The organism is uncultured Mailhella sp., from assembly GCF_944324615.1.
In the GTDB taxonomy this organism is placed as follows: domain Bacteria; phylum Desulfobacterota; class Desulfovibrionia; order Desulfovibrionales; family Desulfovibrionaceae; genus Mailhella.
Genome location: NZ_CALUWY010000059.1, coordinates 1 through 16,654, shown reverse-complemented (window position 1 = coordinate 16,654; position 16,654 = coordinate 1). Strand labels below are relative to the sequence as shown.

Annotated in this window: 12 protein-coding genes, 1 tRNA gene and 1 pseudogene; 8 read left to right on the top strand and 6 right to left on the bottom strand. The window is 60.4% G+C overall.

The features are described from left to right. Together Q0K07_RS10665 and Q0K07_RS10660 are read right to left on the bottom strand one after the other, a co-directional pair. Positions 1-585 (bottom strand): hypothetical protein (locus tag Q0K07_RS10665; RefSeq protein ID WP_294559085.1); only part of this gene is annotated, 585 nt, incomplete at its 3' end. 683 nt (positions 586-1,268) lie between these two features. Continuing rightward, positions 1,269-1,362 (bottom strand) — tRNA-Sec (locus Q0K07_RS10660). A 157-nt stretch (positions 1,363-1,519) separates the two neighbouring features. Between Q0K07_RS10660 and Q0K07_RS10655 the strand changes: the two genes are divergently transcribed. The 7 genes from Q0K07_RS10655 (at position 1,520) to Q0K07_RS10625 (ending at position 10,105) form a co-directional block, all read left to right on the top strand. After that, positions 1,520-2,227: a Bax inhibitor-1/YccA family protein gene (locus tag Q0K07_RS10655; RefSeq protein WP_294559083.1), complete on the top strand. Its 708-nt coding sequence runs from the start codon at positions 1,520-1,522 to the stop codon at positions 2,225-2,227. A gap of 94 nt (positions 2,228-2,321) precedes the next feature. Beyond that, on the top strand, positions 2,322-2,687 hold the full coding sequence (locus Q0K07_RS10650) for a TIGR04076 family protein (RefSeq protein ID WP_294559080.1): 366 nt from the start codon (positions 2,322-2,324) through the stop codon (positions 2,685-2,687). Between the two features lie 110 nt (positions 2,688-2,797). Next, positions 2,798-3,913, top strand: a complete 1,116-nt coding sequence (lpxK, locus tag Q0K07_RS10645) for a tetraacyldisaccharide 4'-kinase (protein WP_294559078.1) — start codon at positions 2,798-2,800, stop codon at positions 3,911-3,913. 56 nt (positions 3,914-3,969) lie between these two features. Next, entirely contained in the window at positions 3,970-7,101 is a 3,132-nt protein-coding gene (gene rnr / locus Q0K07_RS10640; protein WP_294559076.1) for a ribonuclease R, read from the top strand. Positions 7,102-7,309: 208 nt separating this feature from the next. Next, the gene (rpoZ, locus tag Q0K07_RS10635) at positions 7,310-7,546 is read left to right on the top strand and encodes a DNA-directed RNA polymerase subunit omega (RefSeq protein WP_077072023.1); all 237 of its coding nucleotides are present in this window, start codon (positions 7,310-7,312) and stop codon (positions 7,544-7,546) included. A 23-nt stretch (positions 7,547-7,569) separates the two neighbouring features. After that, the gene (dnaJ, locus tag Q0K07_RS10630) at positions 7,570-8,679 is read left to right on the top strand and encodes a molecular chaperone DnaJ (protein ID WP_294559074.1); all 1,110 of its coding nucleotides are present in this window, start codon (positions 7,570-7,572) and stop codon (positions 8,677-8,679) included. 430 nt (positions 8,680-9,109) lie between these two features. Continuing rightward, positions 9,110-10,105: a D-alanyl-D-alanine carboxypeptidase family protein gene (locus tag Q0K07_RS10625; RefSeq protein ID WP_294559072.1), complete on the top strand. Its 996-nt coding sequence runs from the start codon at positions 9,110-9,112 to the stop codon at positions 10,103-10,105. Between the two features lie 66 nt (positions 10,106-10,171). Here Q0K07_RS10625 and Q0K07_RS10620 read toward each other — a convergent pair whose 3' ends face one another. The 4 genes from Q0K07_RS10620 to Q0K07_RS10605 all read right to left on the bottom strand — a co-directional run bounded on the left by Q0K07_RS10620 (position 10,172) and on the right by Q0K07_RS10605 (position 14,088). Continuing rightward, a complete protein-coding gene (locus Q0K07_RS10620; RefSeq protein WP_294559070.1) occupies positions 10,172-10,336 on the bottom strand; it encodes a hypothetical protein in 165 nt (54 codons plus the stop codon). A gap of 186 nt (positions 10,337-10,522) precedes the next feature. Continuing rightward, on the bottom strand, positions 10,523-11,797 hold the full coding sequence (gene hemL / locus Q0K07_RS10615; protein ID WP_294559068.1) for a glutamate-1-semialdehyde 2,1-aminomutase: 1,275 nt from the start codon (positions 11,795-11,797) through the stop codon (positions 10,523-10,525). Positions 11,798-11,815: 18 nt separating this feature from the next. Next, positions 11,816-12,289, bottom strand: a complete 474-nt coding sequence (locus tag Q0K07_RS10610) for a siroheme decarboxylase subunit beta (protein ID WP_294559066.1) — start codon at positions 12,287-12,289, stop codon at positions 11,816-11,818. A 170-nt stretch (positions 12,290-12,459) separates the two neighbouring features. Continuing rightward, positions 12,460-14,088, bottom strand: coding sequence for an L-lactate permease (locus Q0K07_RS10605; protein WP_294559064.1), 1,629 nt, complete (start codon positions 14,086-14,088; stop codon positions 12,460-12,462). A gap of 710 nt (positions 14,089-14,798) precedes the next feature. Between Q0K07_RS10605 and Q0K07_RS10600 the strand changes: the two are divergent. Further along, positions 14,799-16,654: pseudogene (locus tag Q0K07_RS10600) on the top strand (hypothetical protein); the annotation flags it as partial.

The window sequence follows — 16,654 nt, the reverse complement described above, 5'->3', positions numbered from 1 at the left end:
TTCATGGGAACTTTCCTTCCTCCTGCCATATTTTTTCAGGGGACTTTTCCTTCTGTCTTGTCCTGGGGGCTTTCCTGAGGGGGGAAACTTTCTGCCGGAAGATACGGCCTGCCGTACTTCCTGCTTGGGCGGAGTTTCCCGGGGAATCGAATATTTCTTCTGGAGTATTCCGCCGGGCATCGGCGTTCTCCCTGCCTGAGGCGTGACGCGAAAAATTTGGGAAATCGCCTTCACTCCGGCCATGCAGCACGGGCAGGGCGTTTTTTCTTTCCGGTGTCGTGGGGCGATCCGGCGCATCTGGTCAGCTTCCTTTTCCATGGCCAGTTTTTTCCCTGTGCCGTGGGCGAGCCTCTGGAAGTTTTTCTGCTCTCCGGGCAGAGCACGGTTTCCGCCACCTGAATTCTGCTGTTTTTGCCTGCGCTCACGCGCGTTCCGCGCGCTTCCGGCGGAGGGAGTGGGCGCTGGGAATGCTTTTTTCTCTGGGATGATGTGGGGGAAAGGGAAAAGGCTCTCAATGCCCGGCACAGGGGGGCAGGAGCGCTCCAGAGCGTGACCAGCAGGAACAGGCTTTCTTCTGTCCTTCATGTCCCTCGTAACGGCTGTTTTTCCTGCCTGTACGGCGGCGTGGACGCAGTTTTCAGTGCCGGGGATACTTCTGCGCAGAATCTGTTTTCAGGCTTCGGAGCCTTGTACGGCAGCCTTTTCCTGAGGGGGATGCCGCACTTTTCCCGGATCATACTTTCTGCGTGCTGACGGCCCGGGGGAGGAAGGACATTTCCGGGATGCGGGCGCGGCCCTGTGCTTTCCTTATGCGGGCCCGGACGGCTGACTGAGGACAAAGTACGCAGCGTTCCGCATCGGAGGCCCGGTGCGGATGGTGCTCTGCGTTTCGGGGAAGGGAAGAGCGTCAGAGGCCGCTTTCTTGAAGAAGATGTTTTCCGGGAAGGGAGTGGGGAAGAACGCGGCATGAGTTTTGTCTGCCGCATTCCGCCGGGTCGGAAAGTCCGGCTCCGGCGATTTTCTGTTCCGGGAGGCCGCAGGGGCGGGCCGGGTACCGCTTCCGGCAGAAAATCCGGCGCGGGGCTTCCCCTTTGCCGTACGGATATCTCCGGTTTTCCTGTTGTCCCTCATGAAAAAGATACCAGCGATTAAACCAGCACGTTGCTGGTATCCCTGTGGACGGCATGTGAGGGCATGAGAATTAAACAAGATAAAAGCAAAGCCCCACAAGGCCTTAGCAGCTTTATGGGGCTTTATGACGGGAATGATGGCGGAAGCGTATAGGAGTCGAACCTACCTCAGACCTCTCAGCCTGACACTGGTTTTGAAGACCAGGCGCAACACCGGTTACGAGACGCCTCCGCCGGAAAAAATAGGAAAAAGAGGCGCGTCCGTCAAGCCTCGGCATATTCTTCTCCCCCGCCGTCTTGCATTATGGGAGAAGAAGCCTTATTGTCAAAATGAATCCGCAGATTTTTGCGGTGAACCATGTCATCAACCCCTTCGGGAGGAATGTTTCATGAGTGATACTTCTCGCGACCAGGTGCAAAGCTACAGCCGCTCCAATGTCGCCGTTTACATGCAGCAGGTTTATCTGTGGATGACCGTGGCTCTCGGCGTCACCGCCTTTGCGGCGGTGTTTACCGCGTCCAACATGGCCATCATGCAGTTCCTGTTCACCAACACCATCATGATGATTCTGCTCATGGTGGCCATTATCGGTCTGTCCATGTACATCACGGCCAGAATCCATGTGCTTTCCTCGGGTACGGCCACAGGTCTCTTCCTGCTGTATTCCGCGCTCATGGGCGTGTTCCTCGGCCCGGTGCTTCTGGTGTACACCGGTGCTTCCGTAGCTCAGGCCTTCATTGTCACCGCAGGCATGTTCGGCGGCATGAGCGTGTTCGGCATGGTCACCAAGCGTGATCTTTCCGGCATGGGCAGCTTCCTCATGATGGGCCTGTGGGGTATTCTGCTGGCGAGCCTTGTGAACATGTTCCTCGGCAACACCGCCGTGGATCTCACCATCAGCGTGCTCGGCGTGGTCATCTTCACCGGTCTCACTGCTTTTGATACCCAGAAGCTCCGCATGATGGGCGAAAGCGCTCCCGTGGACGACCGCCTTGCCATCCGCCGCGGCGCTCTGCTCGGTGCGCTTACCCTGTACCTCGACTTCATCAACATGTTCCTGTTCCTGCTGCGCCTGTTCGGCAACCGCAACAGCTGATTTCCGGAGGGCCGCAGTAGCCTGCGGCCCCTTTCCCAGCCTTCCGGGGCCGGTGTAAGGCCGGCCCTTTTTTATTTCCCCAGAGCGCATCGCCATGAAGAAAGTCAGAATCACCGTGCTGAAAACGACGTTTGACGAGGAACTTGCCCGGGAATACGGCGCAAAGGGGCTCGGCCCCTGCCCCATGATGAAGGCGGGGCAGGTGTTTTATGCCGACTACGCAAAGCCGGAGCATTTCTGTGACGAAGCCTGGAAGGCCATCTATCAGTATGTGTTCGCTCTGGCTCACGGTTCAGGCGATGAGCTTTTTTATTACGGAGACTGGATAAGAACTCCGGGCGTGGCCATATGCAGCTGCAATGACGGACTCAGGCCCGTGATCTTCAAGCTGGAAAGGACGGATCAGGAATCCGTCATTGATTATGTGCCCGTTCAGCGCCCTGAAGGCGGGCGGGCGTAATTCTCCGTTTTTTGCCGTCTCACGGAACACGGCGTTTTTGAGAAGAGTCGTCGCCGGAATTTCCGGCAGGGGATTCCCCGGTCACCATTCATGCTTCTGCCGGTGCTGTCATGGCGAAACGTCATCCCCTCCAGAATGTGTTTGCTCCGCTTTTTCTGCCCCTTTCCGTGCTCTACGGTTTCGGCGGCCGCTGCAGGCGTGCCCGCGCGCGGCGCGGCGAAGGAGTGTGGAAGCCTTCGCGCCCCTGCGTGTCCGTAGGCAATATTTCCTGGGGCGGCACGGGCAAGACTCCGGTGACGGACTGGCTGCTTTCCCATGCCAGGGAAAAAGGCCTGCGTGCAGCCGTGCTCACCCGTGGTTACGGCGCGCATCCTTCCCGCCTGCCCCTGCGTGTGGAAGCGGGCATGCCTGCTTCGGAATGCGGGGATGAGCCTCTCATGCTGGCCATGCGGCACCCCGAGGCCGTGGTCATGGTGGATCCCGACCGCAGTCGTGCGGGGCGAGTTCTGGAAAAGGAATGTCCGCCGGATTTTTTTCTGCTGGATGACGGTTTCCAGCATGTTTCCACCGGGCGGGACCTCGACCTTGTGCTTCTCGACAAGGACGACGTGCGCTTCCGTCCTGCGCCGGGGCGTCCGCCCTCCAACTGGAACAGAATCATTCCCGCCGGGAGCTGGCGCGAACCGGTATCGGCGCTGCACGACGCGGGGGCCTTCCTCATCAAGATGGAAGTTCCGGAGTGGCCGGAACTTGTGCCTGCGCTCAGGGAGCGCCTCAGGCCTTTTCCCCGGCCGGTGTTCGCCTTCTGCATGGAGCCTTCGGGCCTGCGCCCTGTGGGGAAGGACCCGGCTTCTGACGCCCCCTTTGCAGGCGCTTCGGCCGTGGAAGGGCCCTATGCCTTTCTGTGCGGCATAGGCGATCCTTCGCAGGCGCTGCACACGGCGGTATCCTTTCTGGGCCGTGCCCCGGAAAAGGTGCTGGCCTTTCCAGATCATCATGATTTTCGCAGAGAGGCGGATTCGCTCCGCAACCTCGGCCTGCCCGTGGTCTGTACAGGCAAGGACGCCGTGAAGCTTGCGGCGCTCGATCTGCCGCTTCCCTGTTTTTCTCTGGAAGTTTCGGCCCGTTTCTTTGCTTCCCTGGGCGCAGGGGAAGAACCTGCCGTGGATTTTGCCTCCTGGTGGGAAGCCTGGCTGGATAGCCGTCTGTCGCGGCAGGCGGCATAGTGCGCTGACATTTCGCCCCGTCTGCGGTCATGCATCGCGGGGCACAGGATCAAGACATGAAACAAAGAGTGGATACGGTAACGGCAGAGCAGCTTTTCGCTGTGCTCGAACAGGCGGGCCGCCCCCTGCGGCTCGACGATATTCTGCGCCTCGGCGCATTTTCCCGCAGGCTCAAGCGCGACATTCTGGAAGAACTGCATGGCCTTGCCCGTGAGGGGCGGCTGGTACGCCTTGAGGGCGGCAGCTGGGTTCCTGCAGGAAATCTGAAGACGCGACGCGGCATTCTTTCCGTACAGCGCTCCGGCGCGGCCTTTGTCACGCCTGAGGATGCCCCTGCAAGAGCGGGACAGGATGTCTACATCGCTCCCGAGCATGTGGGCGACGCCTGGAACGGCGATACCGTGGAAGTCATGCTTCTGCCCGTGAAGCGCGGTTCGCACAAGGGGCCGGAAGGCCGGGTGATCGGCGTGGTGCAGCGCGGGCAGACGGAAATTGTGGCCCGCGTGCTGCGGAAGGGAAGTGCGGAACACACGGCAGTATGCCGCCCGGCGGATTCCCGCCTCAGTTTTGACGTGATCGCCGACATTTCCGCCTTGGAGGCAGAGCCCGAGGAGCAGGAGCTTCTGCGCATTGCCGTGGGAGAGAAGCTGGAAGAGGGCGGGAACCGTCCCCTGTGGTCGGGCCGTGCCCTTGCTTCCCTGGGACAGGAGAACGATGCCGAGGTGCAGGAGCGTTTCACCAAGCTGAACAACGGCATTCCCATGGAATTTCCCGACAATGTCGTGGCCGAGGCGGAAGCGGCGGCTGCAGACGGGGACATGGAAGGTCTTGCCGACCTCTGCGGAGAAATGCTGGTCACCATAGACGGAGAGGATGCCCGCGATTTTGACGACGCCGTATGTGTGAGCCGCACGGCGGAGGGCTGGCGTCTGCTTGTGGCCATTGCCGACGTATCGCATTATGTGCGCCCCAGAACGGCGCTGGACAGGGAGGCGCGCGAGCGCGGCAACTCGTATTATTTTCCCCTGTCTGTGGAACCCATGCTGCCGGAAGCGTTGTGCAACGGCGTATGCAGCCTGCGCCCGCAGGAAAGGCGGCGCTGCATGGCCGTGGATATGACGCTGGATGAGCAGGGAAACCTGGTGGAGACGCATTTTTCCAATGCGGTGATGATGTCCCGCGCGCGCCTGACCTACCGCGAAGTGCAGGCCGCGCTGGATGATCCGGAAGGCGAGGCCGCGCGCACCATGGAGGAGCGTGCCCCGGGCGTGCCCGCCATGCTGGAGGAGGCCGCGGAACTGGCCGGGGTGCTCATGGAGCGCCGTCACAGACAGGGAGGGCTGGATTTCGACCTGCCGGAGGCGGAGTTCGTGGTGGAGCGCGTGGGTGGAAGCGCCCGCGTGACGGGCATACACAACCGCGAACGGCTGTTCAGTCACCGCCTCATCGAAGCGTTCATGGTACGCGCCAATGAGGCCGTGGCCGAGTTTCTGACCCGGCACAACGCCCCCTTCCTGTACCGCGTGCATCCTTCTCCGGGGCCGGACAGGCTGGAAGAGCTGTATCACGTCCTGCGGGGTACGGATGCCGACCTGCCCCTGCCGCGCGCGGCAAAGGCGACGACGCCCGTATGGCTTCCCCATGTGCTGGAAGCGGCGGCGGATACGGATCAGGCCTTCATCGTGAACCGCCTTACCCTGCGTTCCATGATGCAGGCGCGCTATTCCCCGGAAGAAGACGGGCATTTCGGCCTTGCTTCGGCCTGCTACTGCCATTTCACCTCCCCCATACGGCGTTATGCCGACCTTGTGAACCATCGGGCTCTGCGCTATGTTCTCGGCCTCGATACGGGCGGGGCCATTCCCGCCGGTCACAAGCTGCTGGAAGTGGCGGAACAGTGCAACGGCAGGGAGCGGGCCGCCGTCGACGCGGAACGGGAAATCAACCGGCGTATGGGCTGCCTGCTGCTTCAGGGGCGTACCGGGGAATATTTCGGAGGCGTCATCAGCGGCGTCATGAATTTCGGCTTTTTTGTGGAACTCGACGGCATGCCCGTGGAAGGCATGGTGCGGGTGGAAACCCTGGGCCGGGATTATTATGTGTTTGATGAAGACAGGCAGGAACTCCGCGGCGAGCACAGCGGCGAAACCTTCCGCCTGGGACAGAGAGTGACCGTAAAACTTGCCGGCGTGCATGTCGGCCGACTGGAGATAGACTTGGAATATAAAAAGGAAGACGAGGAAGGGCGTCGTCCCTTCCGCCGCAAGCGTGATGACCGTGCGTCGAGGAACGCTGAAGAGAAGGAAGGCGGTGAACGCCGCACGGGCCGCCGCGCCTTTGCCGGAAGAAAGGGCTTTCGTCCCCGCAGGGATGATGAAGAGCTGAAACGCAGGCTCCGCTATGCCTCCGACGCCTGGGGGGATGACGATTCCGGTGAGGAAAAGAAGGAATTCCGTGGTCATGGCCGCCGTGAGGCCGGTGCGTGGCGTAAGGAACGTTCCTTCCACGGCGATGAGCGGAACAGAGAGGACGGCGCTTTTGCACGCGACCATGGCTTTAAAAAGGCCTTCCGCTCCAGCAGAAAGCGTTTTGAACAGGAGGCCGACGCCCCCTTCAGCGGGGAAGAGCGTCCTTTCCGCAGAAGAGAGCCTGCGTTTGAGGAAGGGGAGGAGCGTCGCTTCTCCCGCCGCGGAGGGGAAGAAAGACCCTTCCGTCCCGCGCGGCCCCGCTTCCGTGATGAGAACAGGAGCGGTCGGTTCGGTGATGAGGAGCGTCCTTCCCGCGAAGGGCGGCCCTTCCGTCCCGGCAGGGAGGATCGCTTCCGTCGTGAGGATGCCCCTGCCCGTGAGAACAGGTATGAGGAACGGCGCGGCCGCTTTGCCCGTGAGGAACACGAAGAAGGCTTTGCCCGCAGGCGGCGTCCTTCCTTTGAGGAAGGCGAAGAGCGCCGCTTCTCCCGCCGCGGTGGGGAAAAGCCCTTCCGTCCGTCCCGTCCCCGTTTCGAGGAGGGGAGAAAGCCTTCCCGCTTCCATGACGAGGAGGACCGTTCCTTCCGTGCTCACCATGCGCCGCACGGCCCTGAGGCGCATAAGGAGCACGACGGATTCCACGGCGCACCCGACGATTTCTTCGCCATCCGCACGGAACCCGAACGCCCCGTGCACCGCTTCGGCAAGCGCAGAAAATAAGCCTGAGCGGCGTGTTTTTCCCCGTGGGGAGCCTTCCCCACGGGGTATGTGCTTAACATGTTGACAATACATGAAGCCTCAGATAAAAAAAATGGTTCGGCATAATGCCGCAAGTTTGATTTTCTCCCGGTGTCCTGTTCAGGGCCCGGTCCTTATCTCTGTTCCGACATCACCCGGCTTATCCGGATAAACTTTCTGGAGGCATTTCATGGCCCGTATTACCGTAGAAGATTGCCAGCGCCGCGTCGACAACCGTTTTCTGCTTGTGCAGATGGCCATCAAGCGTGTGCGCCAGTTCCGCGAAGGCTACGAACCTCTGGTGGACAGCAAGAACAAGGAAGTGGTGACGGCCCTGCGCGAAATTGCCGCCGGCAAGGTGCTGCCCGAAGACAAGCGCTTCTATACTCCTGTGGAGGGCGAAACCACGCCCGATCTTGACGATTAAGCCCTGTTTTTCGGAACAATCCCATGAGCAAGCGCGATTATTACGAAATTCTGGGCGTCTCCAGGGATGCTTCGGATGAAGAGATCAAGCACGCCTACCGCAAGCTGGCGCTCAAGTATCATCCCGACCATAATCCGAACAATCCCGAGGCGGAGCAGAAGTTCAAGGAAGCCGCCGAAGCCTATGATGTGCTGCGCAACCCCGAACGCCGTGCCAACTACGACCGTTTCGGCACCGCCGAACCCGGCATGGGCGGGGCGGGATTCAACAGTGCGGAGGACATCTTCGCCCAGTTCGGCGATGTGTTCGGCGACCTCTTCGGTTTCGGCGGCAGCCGTTCCCGCGGGCCGCGCCCCCAGCAGGGCGATGATCTGCGCTACAATCTGACCATTTCCTTCCGCGAAGCCGCCAAGGGCATAGAAAAGGCCATCAAGATTCCCCGCCATGTCTCCTGCCCGGACTGCAACGGTTCCGGCGCGGCCAAGGGTTCCGCGCGCGAGACCTGCAAGAAGTGCGGCGGCACCGGTCAGGTGGCCATACGTCAGGGTTTCATGCAGTTCGTGCAGCCCTGCCCCGCCTGCCACGGAAAGGGCTTCACCATTCCCAAGCCCTGCCCCCGCTGCAAGGGGGAAGGCATTGTGGAAACCGTGCGTGAGCTTTCGGTGCGTATTCCCGCCGGCGTGTACGACGGCGCGCGCCTGCGTCTGCGCGGCGAAGGGGAAATGGGTGTGCACGGCGGGCCTCCCGGCGATCTGTATGTGGTCCTTCATGTTGAGGAAGACGATGTCTTTGAACGTGAAGAGCAGGACCTCATCTATACCGCCACCATCACCTTCCCGCAGGCTGCTCTGGGCACCCGCATCCAGATTCCCAGCATCAACGAGGGCGAAACCCTCGACCTCGACATTCCCAAGGGTACGCAGAACGGCAAGGTCTTCCAGATTCGCGGCAAGGGGCTCAAATATCCCGGCGAAAAGCGCACCGGCGATCTGCTTATCCGCATTGTGGTGAAAACGCCCACCAGGCTTTCCGCCGAGCAGGAAAAGCTGCTCCGGGAGTTTGAACGCCTGTCTGAGGAACAGGGCAAGTCCGGCCTGTTCGACAAGGTGAAAAAAGCCATGGGCATGGAATAATTCCGCTCTGTCTGAGCAGAGAAAGGCCGCTCCTCCGGGGCGGCCTTTCTTGTCTCTCCGGGCGGTGCGCCGCATGTTCCGGCCGGGCCTTCAGAGCTGTTCTTCCCGAGCGTCCGGCCCTGCCGGAGGCACATCGGGGAGGGAGCGCCGGCTTACTTCGTGCAGCCGGAGGGCGCGGCGGGCTGTTCATGCAGGCGTGTCTTGCAGCAGGGCCGCTTTTTTCTCCGGGGTGTTCTGCCGGACGGAATTTCACGGGTTAATTGTTTCAGAAAAGGGTTGCGGGCTTGCCGCCGGAAGAAAAATTGTCTAAAAAATTCACAAGGTGTTCGCCACACCTCTGTCCGGGAGCCTCCGGGCAGCCGTGCCGCCCATCTCCGTTTCCTCGGAAGCCGCAGTCTGGAAGGCGCAAATCCACCTCTCAGGAATCATCATGTTCATGCGTCGCCTTCCCTCACCGTTCCGCCTTGCCGTCGTTCTTTTTCTGATCTGCTGTCTTTTCAGCGCCGTACCCGCGCTGGCAGGGCCCATCAATGCCAAGAGCGCCATTCTCATGGATGTGACCACTGGGCGCATTCTGTACGAGCAGCGGGCGGACATGAAGATTCCCCCCGCCTCCCTGACGAAGGTCATTTCCATGTATGTGGCCATGAACGCCATCAGCGCCAGAAAGGCCGACTACAACAATACGGTGAAGGTGAGCGCCAAGGCGGCCCGCACCGGCGGTTCCCGCTTCGGGCTGCGCGCCGGGGAAAAGCTTACTCTCGACAAGCTGTTCTACGGCATGGCCGTGGCTTCGGGCAACGATGCCAGTGTTGCCGTGGCCGAGCATGTGGCGGGTTCCACCTCGGCTTTCGTGTCCCGCATGAACTCGCTGGCAAGGCGACTCGGCATGAAGAGCACCCGCTTCGTCAATGTGCACGGCCTGCCTGCCAAGGGGCAGGTCACCACGGCGCGCGACATGCTCAGGCTGGCCCGCGCCTATCAGTCCCATTACCCCATAGCAAGGCGGTACCACCTTGCACGCTCCGTCACCCATCGCGGCCACAAGGAGCCCAATCATAACCCTCTGGTGGGGAACTATCCGGGGCTGGACGGGCTGAAAACGGGCTGGGTCACGGCGGCGGGATACAACATCATTGCCACGGCCCGCAGAAACGGCCACAAGCTCATTGCCGTCATTCTGGGCGCGCCCAATACGGGCGTGCGCGCGGCGGAGGCCCGCCGCCTGCTCAATGCCGGCTTTTCCGCCGTATCCAAGAAAAAGAGCAGCGCCATTGCGGAACTGGGCGTTTCCAAGAAGCAGGCTGCGCAGCTCAAGAAATCATCGTCCTATACGTCCAAGAAGGTGAAGAAGAGTCGTTCCCCGTCCAGAAAGTCGGCGGCGGCCGACAAACGGCACTCCACCAGAAAAAAGGCGAAACGCTGACAGATACGAAAAAAGACCGGAAAACGTGCAGTTTTCCGGTCTTTTTTCATGCCTTGGAAAGGGCGCTCAGAAGTGATGCAGGTGATGCAGCAGCAGGAAGGCGAGCCCTGCACCGGCTGCGGCAAGCAGGATGAGTGCCGGGCTCTTCTGGTTCCGCTTCGTGCCGTCGCGCCTTCCGAGCGTCAGGAAAAGAACGGCAAAGACGATGAGGAAAAACAGCAGTCCTTTCATGGCGTCACTCCCCGTGAGATGAGGAATAAGCCGGGCGCTGTGTTCCGGAAGAGATTCCGGAGCGCAGCGCCGCGGGAAAGAAGCGGGGGCATGTTCCCTTCAGCATGACCATGCGCCGGGGCTTTGCCCTGCCCGCGGCATGCGGAAGCGGAGGCTTCGGTACGCGCGGGCCGGGCGCGGGAACTCTCAGAACTTCACATGGCGCGCGGCTTCCAGGGCGCGGGCGAAGTCGTTGTCGCTGTGGGCGAAGGAAAGCATGTTGGCTTCAAAGGCCGAGGGCGCCATGAAGATGCCCTGTTCGCGCATCTGCTTGTAGAAGCTTTCAAACAGCTTCTGGTCGGTGGTCTGCACGCTGGCGAAATCCCGGAGAGGAGCGTTGGTGAAGTACACGGTGAACAGGGAGGCGATGTGCGGAATCTGTACGGGCACGCCCTTTTCGCGCAGAATACGTTCCAGTTCCGTGACAAAGGCGTCCACACGCGCTTCGAGGCCCGCGTAGTCGGCATGCTTGAGGATGTTCAGCGTGGCAAGGCCTGCGGCCATGGCGAGGGGATTGCCCGACAGTGTTCCGGCCTGGTAGACCTCGCCTTCAGGCGCGATGTGGCGCATGATGTCGGCCCTGCCGCCGTATGCGCCTACGGGCAGGCCGCCGCCGATGATTTTGCCGAAGGTGGTGAGGTCGGGCATGATGTTGAAGCGTTCCTGCGCTCCGCCGTAGGAGAGGCGGAAGCCGGTGATGACTTCGTCGAACACCAGAAGCGCCCCATACTTCGTGCACAGTTCCCGCAGGCCTTCCAGGAAACCGGGCTGAGGCAGCATGAGTCCCATGTTGCCGGCCACAGGTTCCACAAAAAGGGCGGCTATCTGGTCCGGCCAGGCCTCGAACAGGGCCTTGACGGCCTCAAGGTCGTTGTAGGGAGCAAGCAGGGTGTCGGCCACGGTGCTTGCGGGCACGCCGGGCGTTCCGGGAATGGAGAAGGTGGCCACGCCGGAACCGGCGCTGGCAAGAAACGCGTCGCCGTGGCCGTGATAACCGCCGATGAACTTGATCATCTTGTCGCGGCCGGTCACGCCGCGGGCGAGGCGCAGGGCGCTCATGGTGGCTTCGGTGCCGGAGTTCACCATGCGCACCATTTCCACGGAGGGCAGGGCGGAACATACTTCTTCGGCAAGGCGCACCTCATCCTCACAGGGCGCGCCGTAGCTTGTGCCCCGCGAGGCCGCGCGGCAGATGGCTTCCGTCACTTCCGGGTGGGCATGGCCCACCAGCATGGGGCCCCAGGAGCCGAGAAAGTCGATGAACTGCCCGCCGTCGGCGGTGATGAGGCGGGAGCCTCTGGCTTCGGCAATGAACAGCGGGTCGGCGTGTACGTTGCGGCAGGCGCGCACGGGGCTGTTCACGCCGCCGGGGATGATCTGCTGGGCGCGAGCGAAAAGTTCTTGGGAACGCTGGGTATTCATGGTGTGCTCCTGTTGCGGCTACGCAAAGTACGTCATGGAGATTTTTTTCAGTTCTTTCAGGCTTTCCAGCACCATGCAGTCATGAAGAGGCGTGGTGCGGCGCAGTTCCTCCACCACATCCAGGCAGTCCTGTTCGCTTTTGCCGTGAATCATGGTGTAGAAGGTATAGGGCCATGCCGGGTAAGGGCTGGGGCGGTAATAACAGTGGGATATGCGCGGGTGTTCGGCAGCCTTGTTTCCGGCATCCTCCACCTTTTCCGGGGAGACGATCCAGGCCACCATGGCATTGTGCGCCCAGCCCGTGCGCTGATGTTTGATGCTGGCACCGAAGCGGCGTATGGCGCCCGATGCCTTGAGGCGGGAAATGAGTTCCAGCACCTCTTCTTCCGTGCATCCTGCGGAGGCGGCTATGTCCGCGTAAGGGGTGAGCGTATCGGGAATGTTCTTCTGCACGATGCGCAGTATGGCCTGTTCCTTTTCCGTAAATTCCATGGCAAGCCCCGTAAGAATGAAATACGACGGGCAGTATAGCCGCAGGATGCGCCGGAAGCAAGAGAGCCTGATCACAGCCCTTTCAGAAAAGAAGAGCGGGAACCGCCCGACCCCCCGGAACGGTTCCCGCAAGGCCCGCATGAAGCTTCATGCGGTTCCCGTCTTCCTTCTTACGGAAGCATCCAGCTCAGGAATCCCGCCTGGCAGTAGGCGAGAATGCAGAGAATGAGCGTAAGCGCTATGCTGTGCCCCAGAGCGAAGCGGAACAGGTTGCCTTCCTGTCCCACCATGTTGGTGGCGGAGGTGGCCACGCTGATGGACTGGGGAGAGATCATCTTGCCGGTGACGCCGCCCACGGCGTTGGAGGCCACGGCGAGTTCGGGCGGAATACCCACGGCGGTGGCGGTGGTGTGCTGCATGCTGCAGAACAGGGCGTTGGAAGAGGTGTCGGAACCGGTGAGGAACACGCCGAGCCAGCCGATGAGCGGAGCAAAGAAGGGGAAGAAGCTGCCGGTCTTGGTGAAGGCAAGGCCCAGGGTGGAGCTCATGCCGGCATAGTTCATGAGGAAGGCCAGGCCGAGCACGCTGGCGATGGTGAGGATGGGGAAGCGCAGCTGGTGCAGGGTGGTGAAGAAGCACTTTACGGCCTTGCCGTAGGAATAGCCGGGCATGAGAGGCACGGCGATGAAGCCGGAAAGCAGAATGGCGGTGCCGCCTGCGGAAACCCAGCCGAAGGTGAAGATGGCGGCATAGGGCGATTCCGAAGCCACAATGGGAGCGGCACGGTTGACCATGCCGTCAAGCAGCGGCCAGGCAAAGCTGGGCGCGGAAATACTGTTCAGCACGGCCTTGAACTGGGGCAGGCCCCACAGAAAGACCATGACGGCGAGGATGAGGTAGGGCCCCCAGGCGCGCAGCACGACCTTGCCGGAATAGCCGTGGCCTTCGGTGCTTACGGCCGGGTCTTCCGCAAAGCGGAAAATGGAGGCGGGCTTCCAGAAGCGCAGCAGCACGAGCAGGCCCACGATGGTGGCTATGGCCGACATGATGTCCGGGAGGGTGGGGCCGTGATAGTTGGCGAAGATGAACTGCGCCCCGGCGAAGCAGACGCCTGCCACGAGAATGGCGGGCAGAATTTCCATGGAACGGCGGAAGCCGCACATGACGATGCTGAGCCAGAAGGGAATGATGATGGCAAGCAGAGGAAGCTGACGCGCCGCCACCTGGCTGATGAGGTTGGGATCCATGCCGGAAACGCTGGCGGCGGTGAGCACGGGTGCACCGATGGCGCCGAAGGCCACGGGCGCGGTGTTGGCGATGAGGCAGAGCCCCGCGCCGTAGATGGGGTTGAAGCCGAGCCCGGCGAGCATGGCCGCCGTGATGGCCACGGGCGTACCGAAGCCGGCGGTACCTTCCAGGAAGGAACCGAAGGCGAAGGCGATGAAGATGGTCTGAAGGCGACGGTCCGGCGTTACTCTGGCCAGGGAATCCTTGATGATCTCAAATTCGCCCGATTCCACGGTCATGTTGTAGACCCACACGGCCGTGATGACGATCCAGATGATGGGGAAGAGGCCGTTGGCTATGCCGAGTCCCACGGAGCTTATGGCCGTGACAATGGGCATGCGCCATACGATGATGGCAATGATAAACGCCGAGGCAAGGCCCGCCAGTGCGGCGATATGCCCCTTGGCTCGTTTTATGGCCAGCATGTAGAGCAGGATGATGAGCGGTATGGCCGCGATACATGCGGAGACGACCTCGTTGACAACGGGATCATAGACTTGAGTCCACGCCATGACATTCCCCCATGAAATTAAAGTGATCAGCGCAACAGATATGTTCCTTGAGGCGTATCTGAATATATCTGTCATTATATGCTTATAAAAAATAAAAATTCTTCGCAAGTATCATCATGCAAGCGTAAAAAGAAACAATGGATATTGAATTTTTAATAACGACTGAGCGTGGGACGGAAAAGAATATTTTATTTAATATACTGATATATTTTATTAAAAATACTATTTTCCGATAGTTTTCCGGTATTTTCTCCCCGGCGGAAAAAAACGGAAAAGAATGATGAAAGCCTTGTTTTTTCAATGGGTTGATTTTTACCTTCGAGAGGATGCCTGTATTGTGATTTTTATATCAAATTGTATGCCGTCATCGGGAACAGTGTTTCCACACGCCTGGCGTTTCTCCGTGAACAGGGCCGATGCGTTGACAGAAGGGGGGAAAACAGATATAGAAGGATCATCGATATCTCATTGATGGAGAATCGTAGAGTTCCTGCCAGAATCCGGGGCTTGAAGGCGTTTGCGCCTTTGTATCAACCCTTTGCGACGGCAGGTTTTTTTATGCGCTTTTTCCGAAAAATTCCTCTGTAGGCCCTGTTCCGGCGTCATGCCGGTGCGGGGCTTTTGCGCTTCGGGGTCGGGAGATTCCGGCCGTGCCGTTTTCCTTATTTTTCCGTTGAACATTGCCGATACCTTACCTACAGGAGAGTAATATGGCCGACATACGCCTTGCCAAGCCTGCTCCCAATACTGCACAGAACATTCCCAGCACGCCGGAAGGGCATTTCATCTTTGATTTCTCCACCGGCGAAGCCACGTTGTCCCGCGACGGCGACGATCTGCTGCTGAGCTTTGAAGATGGCGCCACCATCCGCCTTGAGGACTTTTACACCACCTATTCCAAGGATAATATGCCTTCCTTCGAGGTGGACGGCGCCGAGATCGCGGGTGAAGACTTCTTCATGGCCATGAACGAGCCTGATCTCATGCCTGCCGCAGGTCCTGCCGGAAATGCGGGACAGGGCGGAAACGGCAACCGTTTTCATGAATATGTGAATGCCGACCTTCTGGGAGGTCTGGATCGTCTGGGCGGTCTGGACGTGGGCTGGCCTGGCGGCGATGTGAATCCCAATCCGGAAGGCGCGGCCGCAGGGACGGACATCGACTATGACGTGACCCTCACGCCCGTCGATCCCGGCGACCTTGGCGACATTCCCGTCATCGACAATCCCGACAACCCGCATGACGGCGGCGCTCCTGCCGGCGCCGAGCGCGACGTGCTGAAGGTGCAGGAAAGCGATCTTCGCGGCGGGGGCAGCGCCACGGCCTCCGGCGCCATGATCATCGACGCCCAGGACGGCGTCTCCACCATCGTCATCGGCGGCGTGCTGGTTTTTGACGGCGGACTCACGGGCAACACCGTGTCCACGGACGAAGGCTATCTGGAAGTGACGGGCTTCAATGCCGCCACCGGCAGACTGGACTATACCTATCATCTTACGCAGTCCACGCAGGAACACAGCGAAGACGGGCAGGACAGCATCGCCCACGACCTGGTGGTGACGGTGACGGATACCGACGGTTCCACGGGTTCCGGCGTGGTGACCGTGGTCATTACCGACGACGTGCCGAGCATCAGTGCGCAGGTATCTTCCGAGTATGTGAAGGAAGGCGATCCGATCACCGGCGAGGTGGACGTCGACTTCGGTGCGGACGGCGAAGGTTATCTGACGCTGGACGGCGAGAAGATGACCAAGAATCCCGAGACCGGGAAGTGGGAGCTGACGACGGAGACCGGCAAGATGGTGGTGGACGTGGAAGGCAAGACGTTCACGTTCACGCCGAATTCCGGAGTGAAGGATGCCCAGGACTTTACGTTCCAGGTGTACGATTCCGACGGTGACCCCGCGGCCGATGCCGTGACGGTAGCCGTGGACATCGTGGACAAGCCCGGTATCGATCTGGGTGAGGACGACGGTCGTCTGGTGACGGAAGATGCCGAAATCGCGGAAAGCGGCAAGTCCACCGACTCCGGCAGCCTGACGGTCACGATGGAAAACGAGACCAGCGTGAAGGTGACGATCGACGGAGTGGATCAGCAGGTCAGTCTGTCCGAGCTTACAGCCGAAGGCGGCAAGGATATCGAACTGGCTGAAGGCACGCTGAACCTGAAGTACGATACCGCGAGCGGCAAGCTGGAGTACAGCTTTGTGCAGGATACGGCGGCTGTTCATAAGAACGGCGAAGCTCTGACGTCAGAAAAGAGCTACGACATCGACGTAACCTTCACGGACAATATGGGTCAGAACGTGAATGCCGACCTGACGCTGACCATCGAGGACGACGTGCCGAGCATCAGTGCGCAGGCATCTTCCGAGTATGTGAAGGAAGGTGATCAGATCACCGGCACGGTGGACGTCGACTTCGGCGCGGACGGCGAAGGTTACCTGACGCTGGACGGCCAGGAGATGTCCAAGAACGCCGAAGGCAAATGGGAGCTGACGACGGAGACCGGCAAGATGGTGGTGGACGTGGAAGGCAAGACGTTCACGTTCACGCCGAATTCCGG